The organism is Niveispirillum sp. KHB5.9, from assembly GCF_048066115.1.
Classification (GTDB): domain Bacteria; phylum Pseudomonadota; class Alphaproteobacteria; order Azospirillales; family Azospirillaceae; genus Niveispirillum.
The window spans coordinates 248250-263137 of sequence record NZ_JBLTYX010000003.1; the positions used below are offsets into that span (position 1 = coordinate 248250).

The 14888-nt window shown below is 66.7% G+C and carries 15 protein-coding genes; 8 read left to right on the forward strand and 7 right to left on the reverse strand.

Annotation, left to right across the window (positions count from 1 at the left end; all coding sequences use genetic code 11):
- Positions 1–2 precede the first annotated feature (2 nt).
- On the forward strand, positions 3–917 hold the full coding sequence (gene folD, locus ACM9HJ_RS07780) for a bifunctional methylenetetrahydrofolate dehydrogenase/methenyltetrahydrofolate cyclohydrolase FolD (RefSeq protein ID WP_416571143.1): 915 nt from the start codon (positions 3–5) through the stop codon (positions 915–917).
- The gene (locus ACM9HJ_RS07785; RefSeq protein ID WP_416571144.1) at positions 914–1969 is read left to right on the forward strand and encodes a magnesium transporter CorA family protein; all 1056 of its coding nucleotides are present in this window, start codon (positions 914–916) and stop codon (positions 1967–1969) included. Before folD ends, ACM9HJ_RS07785 begins: the two co-directional genes overlap by 4 nt.
- 111 nt (positions 1970–2080) lie before the next feature.
- Here ACM9HJ_RS07785 and ACM9HJ_RS07790 read toward each other — a convergent pair whose 3' ends face one another.
- Together ACM9HJ_RS07790 and ACM9HJ_RS07795 are read right to left on the reverse strand one after the other, a co-directional pair.
- Positions 2081–2413 carry a YnfA family protein gene (locus ACM9HJ_RS07790; protein WP_416571145.1) on the reverse strand — a complete coding sequence of 111 codons (333 nt, stop codon included), beginning with the start codon at positions 2411–2413 and terminating at the stop codon, positions 2081–2083.
- Between the two features lie 4 nt (positions 2414–2417).
- Entirely contained in the window at positions 2418–3296 is an 879-nt protein-coding gene (locus ACM9HJ_RS07795) for a 50S ribosomal protein L11 methyltransferase (protein ID WP_416571146.1), read from the reverse strand.
- 409 nt (positions 3297–3705) lie between these two features.
- Here ACM9HJ_RS07795 and ACM9HJ_RS07800 point away from each other — a divergent pair, with 409 nt between their 5' ends.
- Positions 3706–5961 carry a TonB-dependent receptor gene (locus ACM9HJ_RS07800; RefSeq protein ID WP_416571147.1) on the forward strand — a complete coding sequence of 752 codons (2256 nt, stop codon included), beginning with the start codon at positions 3706–3708 and terminating at the stop codon, positions 5959–5961.
- A gap of 148 nt (positions 5962–6109) precedes the next feature.
- Complete coding sequence (locus tag ACM9HJ_RS07805) at positions 6110–7210, forward strand: alkaline phosphatase D family protein (RefSeq protein ID WP_416571148.1); 1101 nt, start codon at positions 6110–6112, stop codon at positions 7208–7210.
- Here ACM9HJ_RS07805 and upp read toward each other — a convergent pair whose 3' ends face one another.
- Positions 7211–7855, reverse strand: a complete 645-nt coding sequence (gene upp / locus ACM9HJ_RS07810; RefSeq protein ID WP_416571149.1) for a uracil phosphoribosyltransferase — start codon at positions 7853–7855, stop codon at positions 7211–7213.
- Between the two features lie 134 nt (positions 7856–7989).
- Between upp and ACM9HJ_RS07815 the strand changes: the two genes are divergently transcribed.
- From ACM9HJ_RS07815 to ACM9HJ_RS07830, 4 genes are all read left to right on the forward strand, one after another.
- Positions 7990–8745 carry a CDP-alcohol phosphatidyltransferase family protein gene (locus ACM9HJ_RS07815; RefSeq protein ID WP_416571150.1) on the forward strand — a complete coding sequence of 252 codons (756 nt, stop codon included), beginning with the start codon at positions 7990–7992 and terminating at the stop codon, positions 8743–8745.
- A complete protein-coding gene (gene ribA / locus ACM9HJ_RS07820) occupies positions 8738–9889 on the forward strand; it encodes a GTP cyclohydrolase II (RefSeq protein WP_416571151.1) in 1152 nt (383 codons plus the stop codon). The genes ACM9HJ_RS07815 and ribA overlap by 8 nt, the downstream gene beginning before the upstream one ends.
- A gap of 191 nt (positions 9890–10080) precedes the next feature.
- The gene (locus tag ACM9HJ_RS07825; protein WP_416571152.1) at positions 10081–11376 is read left to right on the forward strand and encodes a hypothetical protein; all 1296 of its coding nucleotides are present in this window, start codon (positions 10081–10083) and stop codon (positions 11374–11376) included.
- Between the two features lie 25 nt (positions 11377–11401).
- Complete coding sequence (locus ACM9HJ_RS07830) at positions 11402–11929, forward strand: DUF2059 domain-containing protein (RefSeq protein WP_416571153.1); 528 nt, start codon at positions 11402–11404, stop codon at positions 11927–11929.
- Between the two features lie 53 nt (positions 11930–11982).
- Here ACM9HJ_RS07830 and ACM9HJ_RS07835 read toward each other — a convergent pair whose 3' ends face one another.
- The 4 genes from ACM9HJ_RS07835 to ACM9HJ_RS07850 form a co-directional block, all read right to left on the reverse strand.
- A complete protein-coding gene (locus tag ACM9HJ_RS07835; RefSeq protein ID WP_416571154.1) occupies positions 11983–12885 on the reverse strand; it encodes a peptidylprolyl isomerase in 903 nt (300 codons plus the stop codon).
- Between the two features lie 63 nt (positions 12886–12948).
- Positions 12949–14205 carry a hypothetical protein gene (locus ACM9HJ_RS07840; RefSeq protein WP_416571155.1) on the reverse strand — a complete coding sequence of 419 codons (1257 nt, stop codon included), beginning with the start codon at positions 14203–14205 and terminating at the stop codon, positions 12949–12951.
- Positions 14205–14597, reverse strand: coding sequence for a helix-turn-helix domain-containing protein (locus ACM9HJ_RS07845; protein WP_416571156.1), 393 nt, complete (start codon positions 14595–14597; stop codon positions 14205–14207). Before ACM9HJ_RS07845 ends, ACM9HJ_RS07840 begins: the two co-directional genes overlap by 1 nt.
- On the reverse strand, positions 14594–14845 hold the full coding sequence (locus ACM9HJ_RS07850; RefSeq protein ID WP_416571157.1) for a type II toxin-antitoxin system RelE family toxin: 252 nt from the start codon (positions 14843–14845) through the stop codon (positions 14594–14596). Before ACM9HJ_RS07850 ends, ACM9HJ_RS07845 begins: the two co-directional genes overlap by 4 nt.
- Positions 14846–14888: the final 43 nt, after the last annotated feature.

The window sequence follows — 14888 nt, forward strand, 5'->3', positions numbered from 1 at the left end:
GCATGGCCGAGGCACGCATCATCGATGGCAAGGGCTTCGCCGCCGGGCTCCGGTCCCGCATCGGTGCCGCCGTGGAACAGCTGCGCACGACGCATGCCCTGGTCCCCGGCCTGGCCGTGGTGCTGGTGGGCGAGGACCCGGCCAGTTCCATCTATGTCCGCAACAAGGGTGAGCAGACCCGCGAGGCGGGGATGCATTCCGTCACCCACCGCCTCGACGCGTCGGTCAGCCAGGACGAATTGCTGCGCCTGGTCGACCAGCTGAACAAGGACCCGTCGATCCACGGCATCCTGGTGCAGTTGCCCCTGCCCGCCCATATCGACGCCCAATCCGTGCTCTCCTCCATCGATCCCGCCAAGGATGTGGACGGGTTCCATGTGGTCAATGCCGGGCGGTTGGCCGTGGGCCTGCCGTCGCTGGTGCCCTGCACGCCGCTGGGCTGTATGCTGCTGCTGAAGGATATTGTGAAGGATCTGCGCGGCCTGCATGCCGTTGTCGTCGGCCGGTCCAACATCGTGGGCAAGCCCATGGCCCAGCTGCTGCTGCAGGCCGATTGCACCGTGACCATCGCCCATTCCCGCACGCGTGACATCGCGTCGGTCTGCCGGGAGGCCGATATCCTGGTCGCCGCCGTGGGGCGGCCGGAAATGGTGCGCGGCGACTGGATCAAGGAAGGCGCCATCGTCATCGATGTCGGCATCAACCGCGTGCCGGCCCGCGATCCGGAAGCGGCCGCCGCCGGCAAGACCCGTATCGTCGGCGACGTTGCCTATGCCGAAGCGGCGTCTGTGGCCGGCGCCATCACCCCGGTGCCGGGCGGGGTGGGGCCGATGACCATCGCGTGCTTGCTGGCCAACACCGTCACCGCCGCCTGCCGGTCGGCAGGGGTGGCAGTTCCAGACGGGATCGGCCTTTGATTACCGCTTACGTCCGCGATGCGGCAGGGCTGCATGCCCAGGCCCTGGCCACAGGGGAAGCCGTTCCCCCGGGCACGGTCTGGCTGGACCTGCTGTATCCGGACGAGACGGAACGGCTGACTGTTTCCAACCTGCTGTCGGTCGATCTGCCGACACAGGATGATATCAACGAGATCGAAACCTCCTCGCGCCTCTATACCGAGGGCGATGTGGCGTTCATGACCACGCCGGTCATCGTGCGCTCGGCCAGCGGGCCGCTGGAACGCGGGTTGCTGACCTTCGTCCTGGCACCCGACATGTTGGTCACCATCCGGCATACCGAGCCCCTGTGGTTCGCCATTTTCGCGGCCCGCGCGTTGCGGCAGGCGGAACTGGTGTGCAATCCGCTGGAGGCGTTCCTGGGCCTGCTGGAGGCGGTGGTGGACCGGGCGGCCGACGTGCTGGAACGGGTGACGGCGGACCTGGACCGGCTGTCGCACCGCGTCTTCGCCGATCATGAGGACCGGACGGTGGAACCGCTGGTCGGCCGCGATGGCGGCGTGGTCCAGCGCAAACAGGTGGTCGACCGGCAGCATGTGCGCCGCCGCCCACCCACCACCGTGTCCATGCGTGCCGTGATCAACGCCGTGGGCCGGGCGGGCGACCTGACGCAGAAGGTGCGCGACAGTCTGGCGGGGCTGGAACGGCTGGTGGCATTCGCCACCACGGTGGCCGGCCCGCGCATGAACAAGGACCAGAAATCCCGGCTGAAGACCATCGGCCGCGACGTGCATTCCCTGGTCGAACATGCCGCCTTCCAGGCCATGCAGACCAATTTCCTGCTGGATGCGACCCTGGGCGTGATCAATATTCAGCAGACCAACATCATCAAGATCTTCTCGGTGGCGTCCGTCGCCTTCCTGCCGCCGACCCTGGTGGCCAGCATCTATGGCATGAATTTCGAGCATATGCCGGAGCTGGACTGGACCTGGGGCTATCCGCTGGCGCTGGGGCTGATGGTTTTGGCCGCGTTGGGGCCGCTCTGGTATTTCCGCAAGCGCGGGTGGTTGTGATTGATCGCGCGTAGGTCAGGTCGAGCCATAGGCGAGCCCCGACATTCACAGGCGCCGAAGCCTGTCAGGGCTCGGGCTTGCGCCCTCGACCTGACCTACGGCTCATTTCCGTCAAGCCCCCCGCGGCGCCCACAGGATCGCCGCCGCCCCCACCAGGCAGAGCGCGGCACCAGTGACATCCCACCGGTCGGGCCTTTGCCCCTCCACCAACCACAGCCAGGCCAGGGAAGCGGCGATATAGACGCCACCATAGGCCGCATAGGCGCGGCCCGCCGCGTCCACCGGCACGCGCGTCAGCACCCAGGCGAACAGGGCCAGACTGGCCATGCCGGGTGCCAGCCACAGGGCCGAGCGCCCTTCCCGCATCCAGGCCCAGAAGGCGAAACAGCCGGCGATCTCCGCCAAGGCGGCCACGATATAAAGAAGGATCGTGCCGCTGGCCAAGGCCTCAGCCCTTCTTCATCACCAGTGTGGACCAGTCGCCCAGGCGGTAGCGCTTGACCAGGCGCAGGCCCTGGGCGCGGTGGGCGTTGATGACCAGCGGTTCCTGGCGATGCAGCAGGCCGGACAGGATGCAGATGCCGCCCGGCACCAGATACTTGTCCAGCGCCGGCGACATTTTGGCCAGGGGGCGGGCCAGGATGTTGGCCACGATCATGTCGAACTTGCCATGCTTGCGCACCGCTTCGGCTGCGTAGCCGTTGGCGGCGTACAGCTTCACCAGCTTGTGCACGCGGTTCAGTTCGGCATTTTCCGTGGCGATTTCGATCGACAGCTTGTCGATATCGACACCGATCACCGGCTTGCGCGCCAGCTTGGCGATGGCGAAGGCCAGGATGCCGGAGCCGCAACCCATGTCCAGCGCGTTGCGGAAGGTGCCGCGCCCGCGCTGGGCGAATTCGGAGATGGCACGCAGGCAGCCCTGGGTCGTGGCATGCTCACCCGACCCGAAGGCCATGGCGGCTTCGATCTGCAAACCCAGCTTGCCCTTGGGCACCGGCTTCTTGTGGTGGCTGCCATGGATGAAGAAGCGCCCGGCCTCGATCGGCGGGAAGGACAGATAGGTCTTGGTCACCCAGTCGATGGGGGCCAGCGGTTCCTTGGTCAGCTCCGGTTCGGCAATGCCATGGGCGGCAGCCAGCACGGCCAGCTTCAGGCCGATGCGGCTGGTGTCCGGCTCGCTGTAGGAGGTGCATTCGATCAGCCACTGGCCGCCCTCCTGCAACTCGAAGGTGGAGACGGCGTCGACATGCGGTTCCACCATATCGGCGAAAACGGGGACCAGCGCCTCCGGCACTTCGAACGCGACACGCCACATCGGCTGCATGGAACTCTCCGCCAACAAAACCTTGGGATGATGGGCCTTTCTAGCCGCAGTGCCGTTGCCGGACAATGGCGCTTTGCGGCGGGGACAGTTGCGGCAAAGTTTCATGTCCCTCAGGCGCCGGGCGCCCGCATCCGCGGGCTTGGCTTACGCGCCCACGTGAGCGCGGGCCGGCGGTCGCCAGCCTCCAAGGGCCAGCCTCCAAGGGCATGAGTCAAAAGCTCATGCCCTTGGTATTGCACGACTTCACCTTCCGTTACGGAAGGCGTATGTGGTGCCGGACAGTCACGCAACCGCGAAACACAACCATCATGTTTCCGCCGGAAACCCGTCAAATCCCTGAAATATAACAATGCTATCCGCCCCTTGTGCGCCGCAGCAACCATGCCGGCGACCGAAGGGATGCCTAATAATGAACCATCGTCAGCTGATCCAGGCGACAGCACTCGCCACCCTGTTCGCCGTCTCCCCCGCCCTCGCCCAGACCACCCAGGTGGCCGAAGCCGCCGCCGAGCCCGTGCTGCTGGAAGAGATCATCGTCTATGGCCGTGGCGAAGCCCGCCAGGTCCAGGGCGTGACCGCCGCCGCCATCGCGCTGGAAGCGCCGGGCACCAGCCCGCTGAAGGCCATCGAGAACCTGCCCGGCGTCAGCTTCCAGTCGGCCGACCCGTTCGGCAATTACGAATGGTCGGCCCGTATCTCCATCCGCGGCTTCAACCAGAACCAGCTGGGCTTCACCCTGGACGGCGTGCCGCTGGGCGACATGTCGTACGGCAACCATAACGGCCTGCACATCTCCCGCGCCATCAGCTCAGAGAATGTCGGTGAGGTGACGGTGGCCCAGGGTGCCGGCTCGCTCTCCACCGCGTCCTCCAGCAACCTGGGCGGCACGGTGCAGTTCACCTCGCACAAGCCGTCCAAGGAAGCCGGCGCCTATGTCGCCGGCATGTTCGGCAGCGAGAGCACGGGCCGCGGCTTCGTCCGCCTGGAGACGGGCGAGCTGAGCACCGGCACCAGCGCCTATATCAGCTATACCCGCCAGAATGCCGAGAAGTGGAAGGGCAATGGCATCCAGAAGCAGGATCAGGCCAATTTCAAGGTCGTCCAGAGTGTGGGCGAGGGCGAGGTCAGCGCCTGGCTGAACTGGTCCGACCGTCGCGAGAACGACTACCAGGACCTGTCTTTGCAGATGATTGACCGCCTGGGTTACGACTGGGACAATTTCGCCAAGGACTGGGCCACGGCCCTGCGCGTGGCCGACATCTATAACGGCCTGGCCACCGGCCCGTTCCCGGGCAAGATCCAGACCGTGGATGACGCCTATTATGACGCCGCCGGCCTGCGCAAGGACACGATCGGTGCGGTGAACTTCACCTATCCGCTGACCGACAGCCTGAAGCTGGACCTGACCGGCTATGGCCACCAGAATGACGGCCAGGGCCTGTGGTTCACGCCCTATACCCCGACGCCGGGCGGTGCCCCGATGTCGATCCGCACCACGGAATACAGCATCGAACGCGTCGGCGGCATCGGCCAGCTGACAGCCGAGGTGGGCGACCACAGGGTCAGCGGTGGCGTGTGGGTCGAGGATAACGACTTCAACCAGGCCCGTCGCTTCTATGGCCTGAACCGTGCCTCGCCGGGCCGGTCCTCCACCCAGTTCCAGACCGGGGCCATGGCCACGCAGTGGGAATACGACTTCAATACCAAGACCACGCAGTTCAACCTGTCCGACACGTGGAAGGTCACCGACCAGCTGACCGTCAATGCCGGCTTCAAGTCGCTGAATATCGAGAATACGGGGGCCACCGTCGCCGGCCCGGTCAAGAACGGCAAGATCAAGGCCAAGGACAATTTCCTGCCCCAAGCCGGCATCGTCTATGAAATCGACGACGAGCATCAGGTGTTCGGCTCCTATGCCGAGAACATGCGCGCCTTCGAATCGTCGGGCACCGGCGGTCCGTTCAGCACGACGAAGGTTGCCTTCGATGCGATCAAGGACAATCTGGAACCGGAAAATTCCCGTACCTTCGAGCTGGGCTGGCGCTTCCGTGTCGATAATTTCCAGGGCTCGGTGGCCGCCTATGACGTCAAGTTCGACGACCGCCTGCTGACCGTCACCGTCGGCTCGGGCATCCAGGGCCTGCCGCCGTCGCTGCAGAATGTCGGCAGCGTCACCACCCGCGGTATCGAGGCTGCCGGCACCTTCAAGGTGATGGACGCCGTCTCGCTGTTCGCCTCCTACACCTATAATGACAGCGCCTATGACGATAACGTCCTGGACGGCACCAATGTCATCGCCACCAAGGACAAGACCGTCGTCAATTCGCCCAAGCATCTGCTGAAGGGCGAGGTCAGCTACGACGACGGCAACCTGTTTGCCACGCTGGGCGCCAACTACACGTCCAAGCGCTATTACACCTACCTGAATGACGGTGCCGTCGATGCCTATACGCTGGTGGAAGCCAGCCTGGGCTATCGGTTCGAGGGCAGCGACTGGCTGGAAGGGGCGGAGCTGCAGGCCAACGTCACCAACCTGTTCGACAAGAAGTATGTCTCGACCATCGGGTCGAACGGCTTCGTCAACAGCGACCCGACCGGGGCCGCCCAGACCCTGCTGGCCGGCGCACCGCGCCAGTTCTTCGTCTCGCTGAAGAAGCAGTTTTAAGTTTCGTGTTCCTCAAGCGCCGTAGCGGCTTCCGAGTTCCGGAAGCCGCTCTGCCCGGCACCTCTCATCTCTCTCTTCCCTGATGTCGCCTTGAACGGGGCGGGCCGCCGGTCCGCTCCGTCTTTTCTTTGACCGACAGGATGCCCCCATGACCCTGCTCGACCGCCGTTTGCTGCTGACCGGGCTTGCCGCTTCCCCGCTCGTGGTCCAGGCCGCCCAGGCGCAGAGCGTCCGCCGCCTGCCCGCCGACGCCACGCCCACCCGCATCGCTTTTGGTTCCTGTGCCCACCAGACCAAGGATCAGCCGATCTGGGACGCGATTCTGGCGGCCAAGCCCGACCTGCTGGTGCTGCTGGGCGACAATGTCTATCTCGACACCCGCAATGTCGACGACATGAAGGCCAAATACGCCATGCTGGCGGCCAAGCCGGGGTTCCAGCGGGTGCGCGACGCCATTCCCATCGTCGCCACCTGGGACGATCATGATTTCGGCGAAAATGATGCCGGTGCCGACTATCCGATGAAGGAGCATAGCCGCAAGCTGTTCTGCGACTTCTTCGGCGAAGCGGCCGACAGCGTACGCCGCACCCGGCCAGACGGCATCTATACGGCGTACGAGTTCGGGCCCAGGGGCAAGCGGTTGCAGGTGATCCTGCCCGACCTGCGCTGGAACCGTACGGCGCTGGCCACCATCGACATGGGTGGCAAGGAATACAAGGAATGGGCCACGGCCCGGCATGAGGCCGGCCAGACCGTCCCCGGCCCCTATGCCCGCCTGCCCGAGGATGCGGCCACGCAGCTGGGTGCGTCGCAATGGCAATGGCTGGAGGCGCAAATGGCCCGGCCCGCCGACCTGCGCATCCTGGCATCCAGCCTGCAGGTGGTCTCCGATTTCCCCGGCTGGGAAGCCTGGATCAACTTCACCCATGACCATCAGCGCCTGATCGAGGCGATCCGCGAGAAGCAGGCCAACGGCCTGTTCTGCATCTCCGGCGACACGCATTACGCGGAAATCTCAAAGCTGGACTGGAACGTGCCCTATCCGCTGTGGGACTTCACCTCGTCCGGCCTGACGGAGGTCTGGCCCGTCCTGCCGCCCAACGCGCGACGGGTGGGCGAGGCTTACCGGGCGCAGAATTTCGGCCTGATCGAGATCGACTGGGCGAAACAGGCGGTCACCGTCACCATCCGCGATGTCGGCGGGGCGGAACAGCTGCGCCAGGTTCTGGCGATGGCGGATTTGCGGTAGTTACTTCGTCCCGAACAGGCGGTCCCCGGCGTCACCCAGGCCGGGGACGATATAGGCGTTCTCGTTCAGGTGGCTGTCAAGTGCCGCCGTATAGACCGGCACATCCGGATGGGCGGCGTGGAAGGTGCGCACGCCCTCCGGCGCCGATACCAGGGCCATGAAGCGGATCTGGCTGTCGGCCACGCCGTGGCGGTTCAGCACATCCACGGCATGCACGGCCGAATGGCCGGTGGCCAGCATCGGATCGACCAGGATGAAGATGCGGCCCGTCGGGTCGGGCAGCTTCACCAGATATTCCACCGGCCGCTTGGTTTCATGGTCGCGATAGAGCCCGATATGGCCCTCGCGCGCCGCCGGCACCAGTTCCAGCAACCCGTCGGCCATCACCAGCCCGGCGCGCAGGATCGGCACCACGGCCAGCTTCTTGCCCTCGATCACCGGCGCATCCATGGGGCAGAGCGGGGTTTCAATCCGCTCCGTGGTCATGGGCAGGTCGCGCGTCAGCTCATACCCCATCAGCAGCGCGATCTCGCGCAGCAGCTGCCGGAACCCCATGGTCGACCGGTCCTTGTCCCGCATGCAGGACAGCTTGTGCTGGATCAGCGGATGGTCGAGGACGAAGAGATTGGGGAAATCGCCGGTCATGGCCGTTCCTGACGGAGGTGGGTTTTATGCGGCGGCAACCATAGCTTGGTCGGCCGACATGAGCCAGCTTCACGGGCCTGTGCAAAATTTCCCCTTGCCTTGCGGGCGGTCGCACCAACCTTAATTCCATGGTCATGACCCAAACCCTTGGACCCGCCCCTTTGCTGCGCCGGTCGGTGCTGGCGCATCTCGGTGCCGCCATCCCGCTGCTGCTGGCCGTCGCCTGGGGGCTGGGGCAGGCGATGGGGGTGCCCTATGCCTATCCGGCTGCGGTGCTGGTGGCGTTCCTGCCGGTGCTGTGGTTCGCGCTGACCCGGTTGGGGGCGCATGCCGGTCCCGGCTGGGGCCACGCCAACCGCGTCACCCTGCTGCGGTCGGGCCTGCTGGCCCTGGTCGGGGGAACCCTGCCCTTCGCCCATGCGTTGGGCACAGGCCCGGCATGGGTGGTGGCGGTGATCGCCGTCACCGCCCTGGTCCTGGATGGGGTGGATGGTTGGCTGGCGCGCCGGCAGGGACTGTCCAGCCCCTATGGCGCCCGGTTCGACATGGAGATGGACACGCTCGCCATCCTCTATCTCTGCCTGCTGCTCTTTCTGTCGGGGGAGGTGGGGGCCTGGGTGCTGCTGTCGGCGCTGCTGCGGCCCCTGTTCGTGGCGGCGGGGTGGGTCTGGCCCGTGGTGGCCCGGCCACTGCCCCACAGCCAGCGGCGGCGGGTCATCTGCATGGTGCAGGTGGGGGTGCTGGCCCTGGCCGTCACGCCGCTGGCCGGGCCGCCGCTGACCGGCCTTGCGGTGGGTGCAGCGCTTGCGCTTTTGCTTTTCTCTTTCAGCGCCGATACGGTTTGGCTCCTGAGCCGCCGCGATGACGCCGGTGGAACGAAAAATGGATAGCATGGTTCTGGAATACGCCTCCGCCGATCACGCCACCCCGCCGGACCATGCGGCCCAGCGCGCGGTTGATCGCGCCCTGTCCGACCTGCGCCGGGGGGAGGTGCTGGTGGTCACGGCCGATGCTGGCCGGGCGCTGCTGGTCATGGCGGCGGAAGCGGTGACGACCCAGGCCCTGAACCATCTGGCGCAGCTGTCCGGTGCCGCCCCGTCCCTGGTGATCACCGGCCAGCGCGGCCGGGCCCTGGGCCTGGGCGTGCCCGTGGACGGGCCTGTGCGCGTTTCCCCGCCCGCCGGCCTGACCGCCGATCTGGTGCGCGACCTGACCGATCCCACCCGCCCGGCCCGTGCCGGCAAGGTGGCCGGTGCTGCTGCCATCGACGGTGCGGCGGAAGGGGCGGCCACCATTCTGGCCAAGATCGCCGGCCTGCTGCCCGCCGCCATCGTGGCATCGCTGCCCGGCGGACGCGGACCTGTGGATGCCGGCGCCTTCGCCCGCCGTCACGACCTGCTGACCGTGCGCGCGGCCGACATCGTCGATTACCGCCGCCGCTCCGCCCAGAGCCTGGCGCGCGTGGCCGAAGCCGCCGTGCCGCTGGAGGATGCGGAACGGACCCGCATCATCGCCTTCCGCCCCACCGATGGCGGGCCGGAACATCTGGCCATCGTCATCGGTGATCCGGCGCCGGGCCAGCCGGTGCTGGCGCGCCTGCATTCGGAATGTTTCACCGGCGATCTGCTGGGGTCCTTGCGCTGTGACTGCGGTCCGCAGCTGCGCGGCGCCATCAAGGAGATCGCGGAGGCCGGCCAGGGCATCGTCCTGTACTTGGCTCAGGAAGGGCGCGGCATCGGCCTGATGAACAAGCTGCGCGCCTATCGCCTGCAGGATGGCGGGCTGGATACGGTGGATGCCAACAATGTCCTGGGCTTCGATGCCGATGAGCGGGTCTATCTGCCCGCTGCCGGCATGCTGCGCCAGCTGGGCTTCGCCCAGGTGCGCCTGCTGACCAACAATCCTGACAAGATGGAACAGCTGTCGCGCTGGGGCGTGGAGGTGGTGGAACGCGTTCCCCACATCTTCCCCGCCAATGGCCATAACGAGGCCTATCTGCGCACCAAGGCCGAGAAGTCGGGGCATTTGTTTTAAGGTTTTTTACAGTTCCCTCAGACGCCGGGCGCCGCCATCCGGCGGCTTGGCTTGCGCGTCCATGGGGGCGCGGGCGCTCAACGCGCCAGCCAAGTCACATCGAAGATGTGACTTGGCATGACCCGGCAGGAATCTCCCTCCCGCACTTGGCACGGTCCCTGCATTGATGTTCCCGAACCCGGAGGAACGTCATGCCCCCCAGCGCCATCCATATGGACCAGATCCGTGCCAAGACCCAGCACCTGCACAGCGCGGCGCTGGAACGTCAGTCGGCTGCGGAAACGGCCAAGCCTGAAAAGGCGGACAAGGCGGATAAGGGCGAGGGCATGTCCTTCTGGGACGTGCTGGACGTGGTGAACCCGTTGCAGCATATCCCAGGCGTCAACAAGATCTATCAGGCCATCACCGGCGACACGATCCGCACCCCGGCCAAGATCGCCGGCGCCGCCCTGTTCTTCGGCCCCATCGGCATGGCCGTGGCCAGCGCCGATGCCGTGCTGGAGAAGGAAACGGGCAAAGATGCGCTGGGCCATGTCACCAGTGCCCTGGGCCTGGACAAGGACGCCCCCGCCGAGGCGCCGGCCGAGGATGATCCCTTCACCGTCACCGCCCCGCGCCTGCAAACGGCGGAAGCCGCCCCGGCCCCGCAGGAAGAACCCGCTGCCGCCGCGCCGGTGACCCCGTCCGGCCAGCCCATCGATCTGTCGGCCGGTCAGGCGGCCCTGCTGGAGCGGCTGATGAACGGTGGTGGGCAGGCTTTGCCCAGCGCGCCCGCCGCCGCTGCAACCGTTGCCGCCCCGGCGGCCGCTGTCACGCCCGCTCCCGCCGCCGTCACCGCCACTTCCATCAGTGCCCATGCCCCTGCCGCCGGTGGCATCGCCACGGCGAAGCAGTTGAAGGACCTGGAAGCCACGCCCGGTGCGTCGGCCGCCCTGACCGCCGCGCGCGGCATGGGATCGGCCGCCGTGGTGGCCAGCCTGCCGGCGCCGGGTGCATCGGGTGCCGGCGACAATCTGCTGGCCGCGATGGAACAGGACCAGCAGCGTTCCAAGAGCCCCAACATGGGCAGGGGCCTGGCGGATTACCGCGCCGCCGCCATTTCCAGCGGGTCCATGCAGATCAAGCCCGTCGTCGCCTCGCGTGCCAACCAGATGGCCCGTGCCGCCGGTGCCAACATGCCGGGCGCCAATGTCGCGACCCATCCCGCCATGACCACCCAGACGGTGAAGCCGCAGGCCGCCAGCACGGCCACCGTCGTGGCCCCGGCCGCGGTTCCGGTTGCCGAAACCGTCTCTAGCGTCCAGGCACAGCAGCAGCAGCAGCAGCAGCAGCAGCAGCAGCAGCCGGCCGCCGCCTGGCCACCGGGTGGGGCGACGCCGTTGCCCAAGGAACTGATCGCCGACATGATGAGCCGTGCCATGGACAAGTATCAGGCCGGCGGCCGCGCCACGGCCCCGGCGGCGGCCACGGGCGGTACCCTGCATTGATCGCCGCGTGCCGGTGGCGTATCCCATGATGATCCGCCCCCGCCGCAGGCCGTTCCCCGTGCGCTTCCTTCTTCCGCTTCTGCTCGCCCTGATCCTGACTGCACCCCCTGCCTGGGCAAATGATGCCGCACGGCTGGAGAAGGCGCGGGTGCTGATGGAACTGTCGGGCAGCGATGTCCTGGCCGATCAGGCGCTGCTGGCCGTGACGCGCCAGGCGGAAGAACTGATCGCGCATGAGAATCCAGGGCGGGAGGCGGAGGTGACGATCCTGGTCCGCGACCATTTCCTGCCCAAGGCAAGGGCGGCCCTGCCGGAACTGTCGCGCGGCATCACCGGCCTCTATGCAGCACATTTCACGGCCGCCGAACTGGATCAGATGATCGCCTTCTACCGCTCCCCGGCCGGGCGCAAGCTGGTGGCGCTGTCGCCCACCATCATGGCGCAGAGCATGTCGCTGGGCCAGGCTTGGGCGGAGGGCGTGGCCGACCGGGCGTGGGACAGCTTCACCAGGGCCGCGCGCGACCGTGGTCTGGCGGTGCCGAAGCAGCTGTGAGCCATCGGTCATTTCTCATGACCGCCGGCCCGGCTTCTCGAGGGAACTGAAAACTACCCCTTTACCGGCCGCACCGGCGGCATGGCGTTGCAGACATCGACATGGCCCGAGGCGCGGATGAAGAAATCATCCTGGCGAAAGCGCCGCGCGTCGCGCCACTTGGTGTAGGTCTCCGACTGGCCGGACAGGACCTCGATCTTTTCCCGCTCCGCCTCCGGCACGTCGGCGGCCAGCCGCACCGTGCTGATCGGCACGCGCTGTTCGACCTTCTCATAGAAGCCGAGCGCGCCCGTGCCGCGCGGCAGGGCGGTCAGCAGTTCCATGCCCTTCAGGACGCGGCCCACCAGGGTGATGACCCGGTCCAGCGGACGGGGGGAGTGGCCGATGACGGTGTACAGCTCCGCCCCGCTGCCGCTGTCCAGCGGCATGCCGCGCCCGACCCCGACAATGCCATAGCAATGGGTCATCCAGGCTTCGCCCGATTTCGGATCGCGGGCGGCGGGGAAGATATCGGAGATGCCGACCTCCGGCGCATAAGCGTCCGGATCGGGCAGCTTGGCGAAGGGCAGGCTCCTGGCCCCGTCCTTGACGGTGAATTCCGGTGCCAGCTTGTCCAGCGCCGTCTTCATCGGCTTGGGCGTTTCGTCGGGCATGCCCCATTGGGTCACGTAATTATCCTGCACGCGGACGATGAACGTGCCCTCGTACCAGTTCTCGCGTGCCAGCTTGCGCATGTTCTCCACATGCACGGGCGCGAATCCGGGCGCCAGTTCGATCACCACCCGTCCGCCCGGCAGTTCCATGTACAGCGTGTTTTCCGGCGCAGGCGCCCGCCAGTCGGTGGCGGGCGATGCCGCCAGCACTTCCGCCGGTGTGGCGCGCTTGGGCGCCTCCTCGGCGGTGGCTTGGATGGACAGGGCCAGCAGGGCGGCGGTGGCAAGCAAGGTCAGGCGCATGTCGCTTCTTCTTCTGGTCGTGGATTGCCGAAGCGGCAGCATCACAGAAGCGGCCCCGCCCTATCAAGGGGTGGTGAGGGGTTTGCCGGTAAACGGGTTCCAGCGTTTCGCCGCCAGCACCGCCCAGGATGTAGCGCCCAGATGCGGCTGACGGAAATAGAAGAAGTCGGCATCCTTGCTGTCGGGTCCGATGGCGAAGCCGGTGGACAGTTTCTCCCCGCGCGTGGCCCACAGGTAACCGCCGGGGCTGATGTCACTGACCAGGGTGGCCAGTATCGTATCGGCGCGTTCCCGATCACCGGCGGCAAACCAGGCCAGGGCGGCCTGGGCGGTGCCCTCCACCCAGACCCCATCGCGGTCGCCGTTGAAATCATAGCCGCCGGCCACGCCATGCACCTTGTCCGCATAGTCCAGGGCGCGCCGCCATTCTGTTGCGGCACCGGGCAGCAGCAGGGGCCAGAGCTGGGCATCCAGGCCGGAATTGCCATTATTCACGCTGGCCCCGTCTTCCAGGGTGCCAGTCGGGAAATGGCCGGCGCCCGTCCGCCACATCGCGTCCAGGAAGGAACGCGCCGATGCCTTGCCGGCGGGCCAGTCACCACCCTTGGCGCCCGACCTTTCCAGCCAGCCGAACAGGGCGACAAGGTCGGTATTATGTTCCGTGGCCTTCCACCCCAGCGGCCTTGTGCCGGCCCCGTCGCCATGCACGCCGCCGGTGAAGCCGCCGGGGCCCTTGGCGTCGGCGGTGTGGGCCAGCACCCAGGCGCCCAGCTTCGCGGCCCCGTCACGGTATTTCGGCTCGTCCAGCGCCTCGGCCAGGGTCAGCAGGGCCAGGCCGGCCCAGGCGACATTGCCGGTGGCGGTGCCGACCTGATAGGCATCCTCTTCCCAGCGCTGGGATTTCTGGTTCCACCAGCCATTGGGCGGGATGGGGAATTCCTGCTGCGGCCCGGCGCGATAGGTGGTGCGCAGCCGCCCCTGCGGTCCGGCCCGGTCACTGTCCACCGCCGACAATAGCGCGTCGCCAATGCGCCTGGCCTTGATGGCGCGGCGGCAGGCGACCAGGGCGATGGCGGCCAGCGCATTATCATAGGTGAAGGCGGCATTCTTCAGCGCATCCTCGGCCGGGGCCCCGGCACCGGACGGGTGGTCGAAGCTGCGCAGGAAGGCCGGCCCCTTGCCGGGCACGGCATCGACCGCCACCGTCAGCGCCCCGCACAGCCGGCTTTCCAGCAGCGCGTTGGGGCGAGCCTCCTGCGCTGTGGCCGGGAGGGTGAGGGAGAGCGCCAGGGTGGCGACGATCAGTCGGGCAGCGCGCATCAATCCGCCCGCTTCGGGGGCAGCAGGCATTCAACGGGAATGCGCAATACGCCGGAGAGCCGGGTCATGGCCTCCAGGCTGCCAGGTTTACGGCCGGATTCGATCTCGGAAAGATAAGAAGGGGATACGCTGGCCTGTTCGGCCAGTGCCTGCTGGGTGAGTTCCCGGTACTGGCGATAGACGCGAACGGGATGCATCCCATCCATGATCTGTTCAGCCAATTCAAAGGGAACAGCCTCTTCCTCACCCCGTTCCAGACGGCGCATAGCCGCTTGGATTTCCGCCATATCCTGCGCGTCTTCCAGCATCTCCAGCAGAGCCTCGAAATCGGCGCGGCGCAGGGTGACGCTTTCCTGGTCTTCATGGATCGGTCGCAAGGACAGGGCGTTCATCGATAGACCTCCCGACGGTTGCCGATCCGGGTGATCGTCACCGTCATCACTCCATTGTCGATACGATACAGGGCACGCCAGTCGCCTTGGCGAATACGGCCCACGCCGTCCCCAAACGCCTTTGCCCATGGATGGATGCCGTAAGGATCGGCGGCGAATACGCGAAGCGTCTCACGCATGGCCCGACCACCATGCGCAGGCATGTTGGCCAACATCTTCTGAGCATTGGTCAGGATGATCAGCTTCATCACAATCATCATCGCCAATAGCGATGATGTTGGCAAGCAGGAG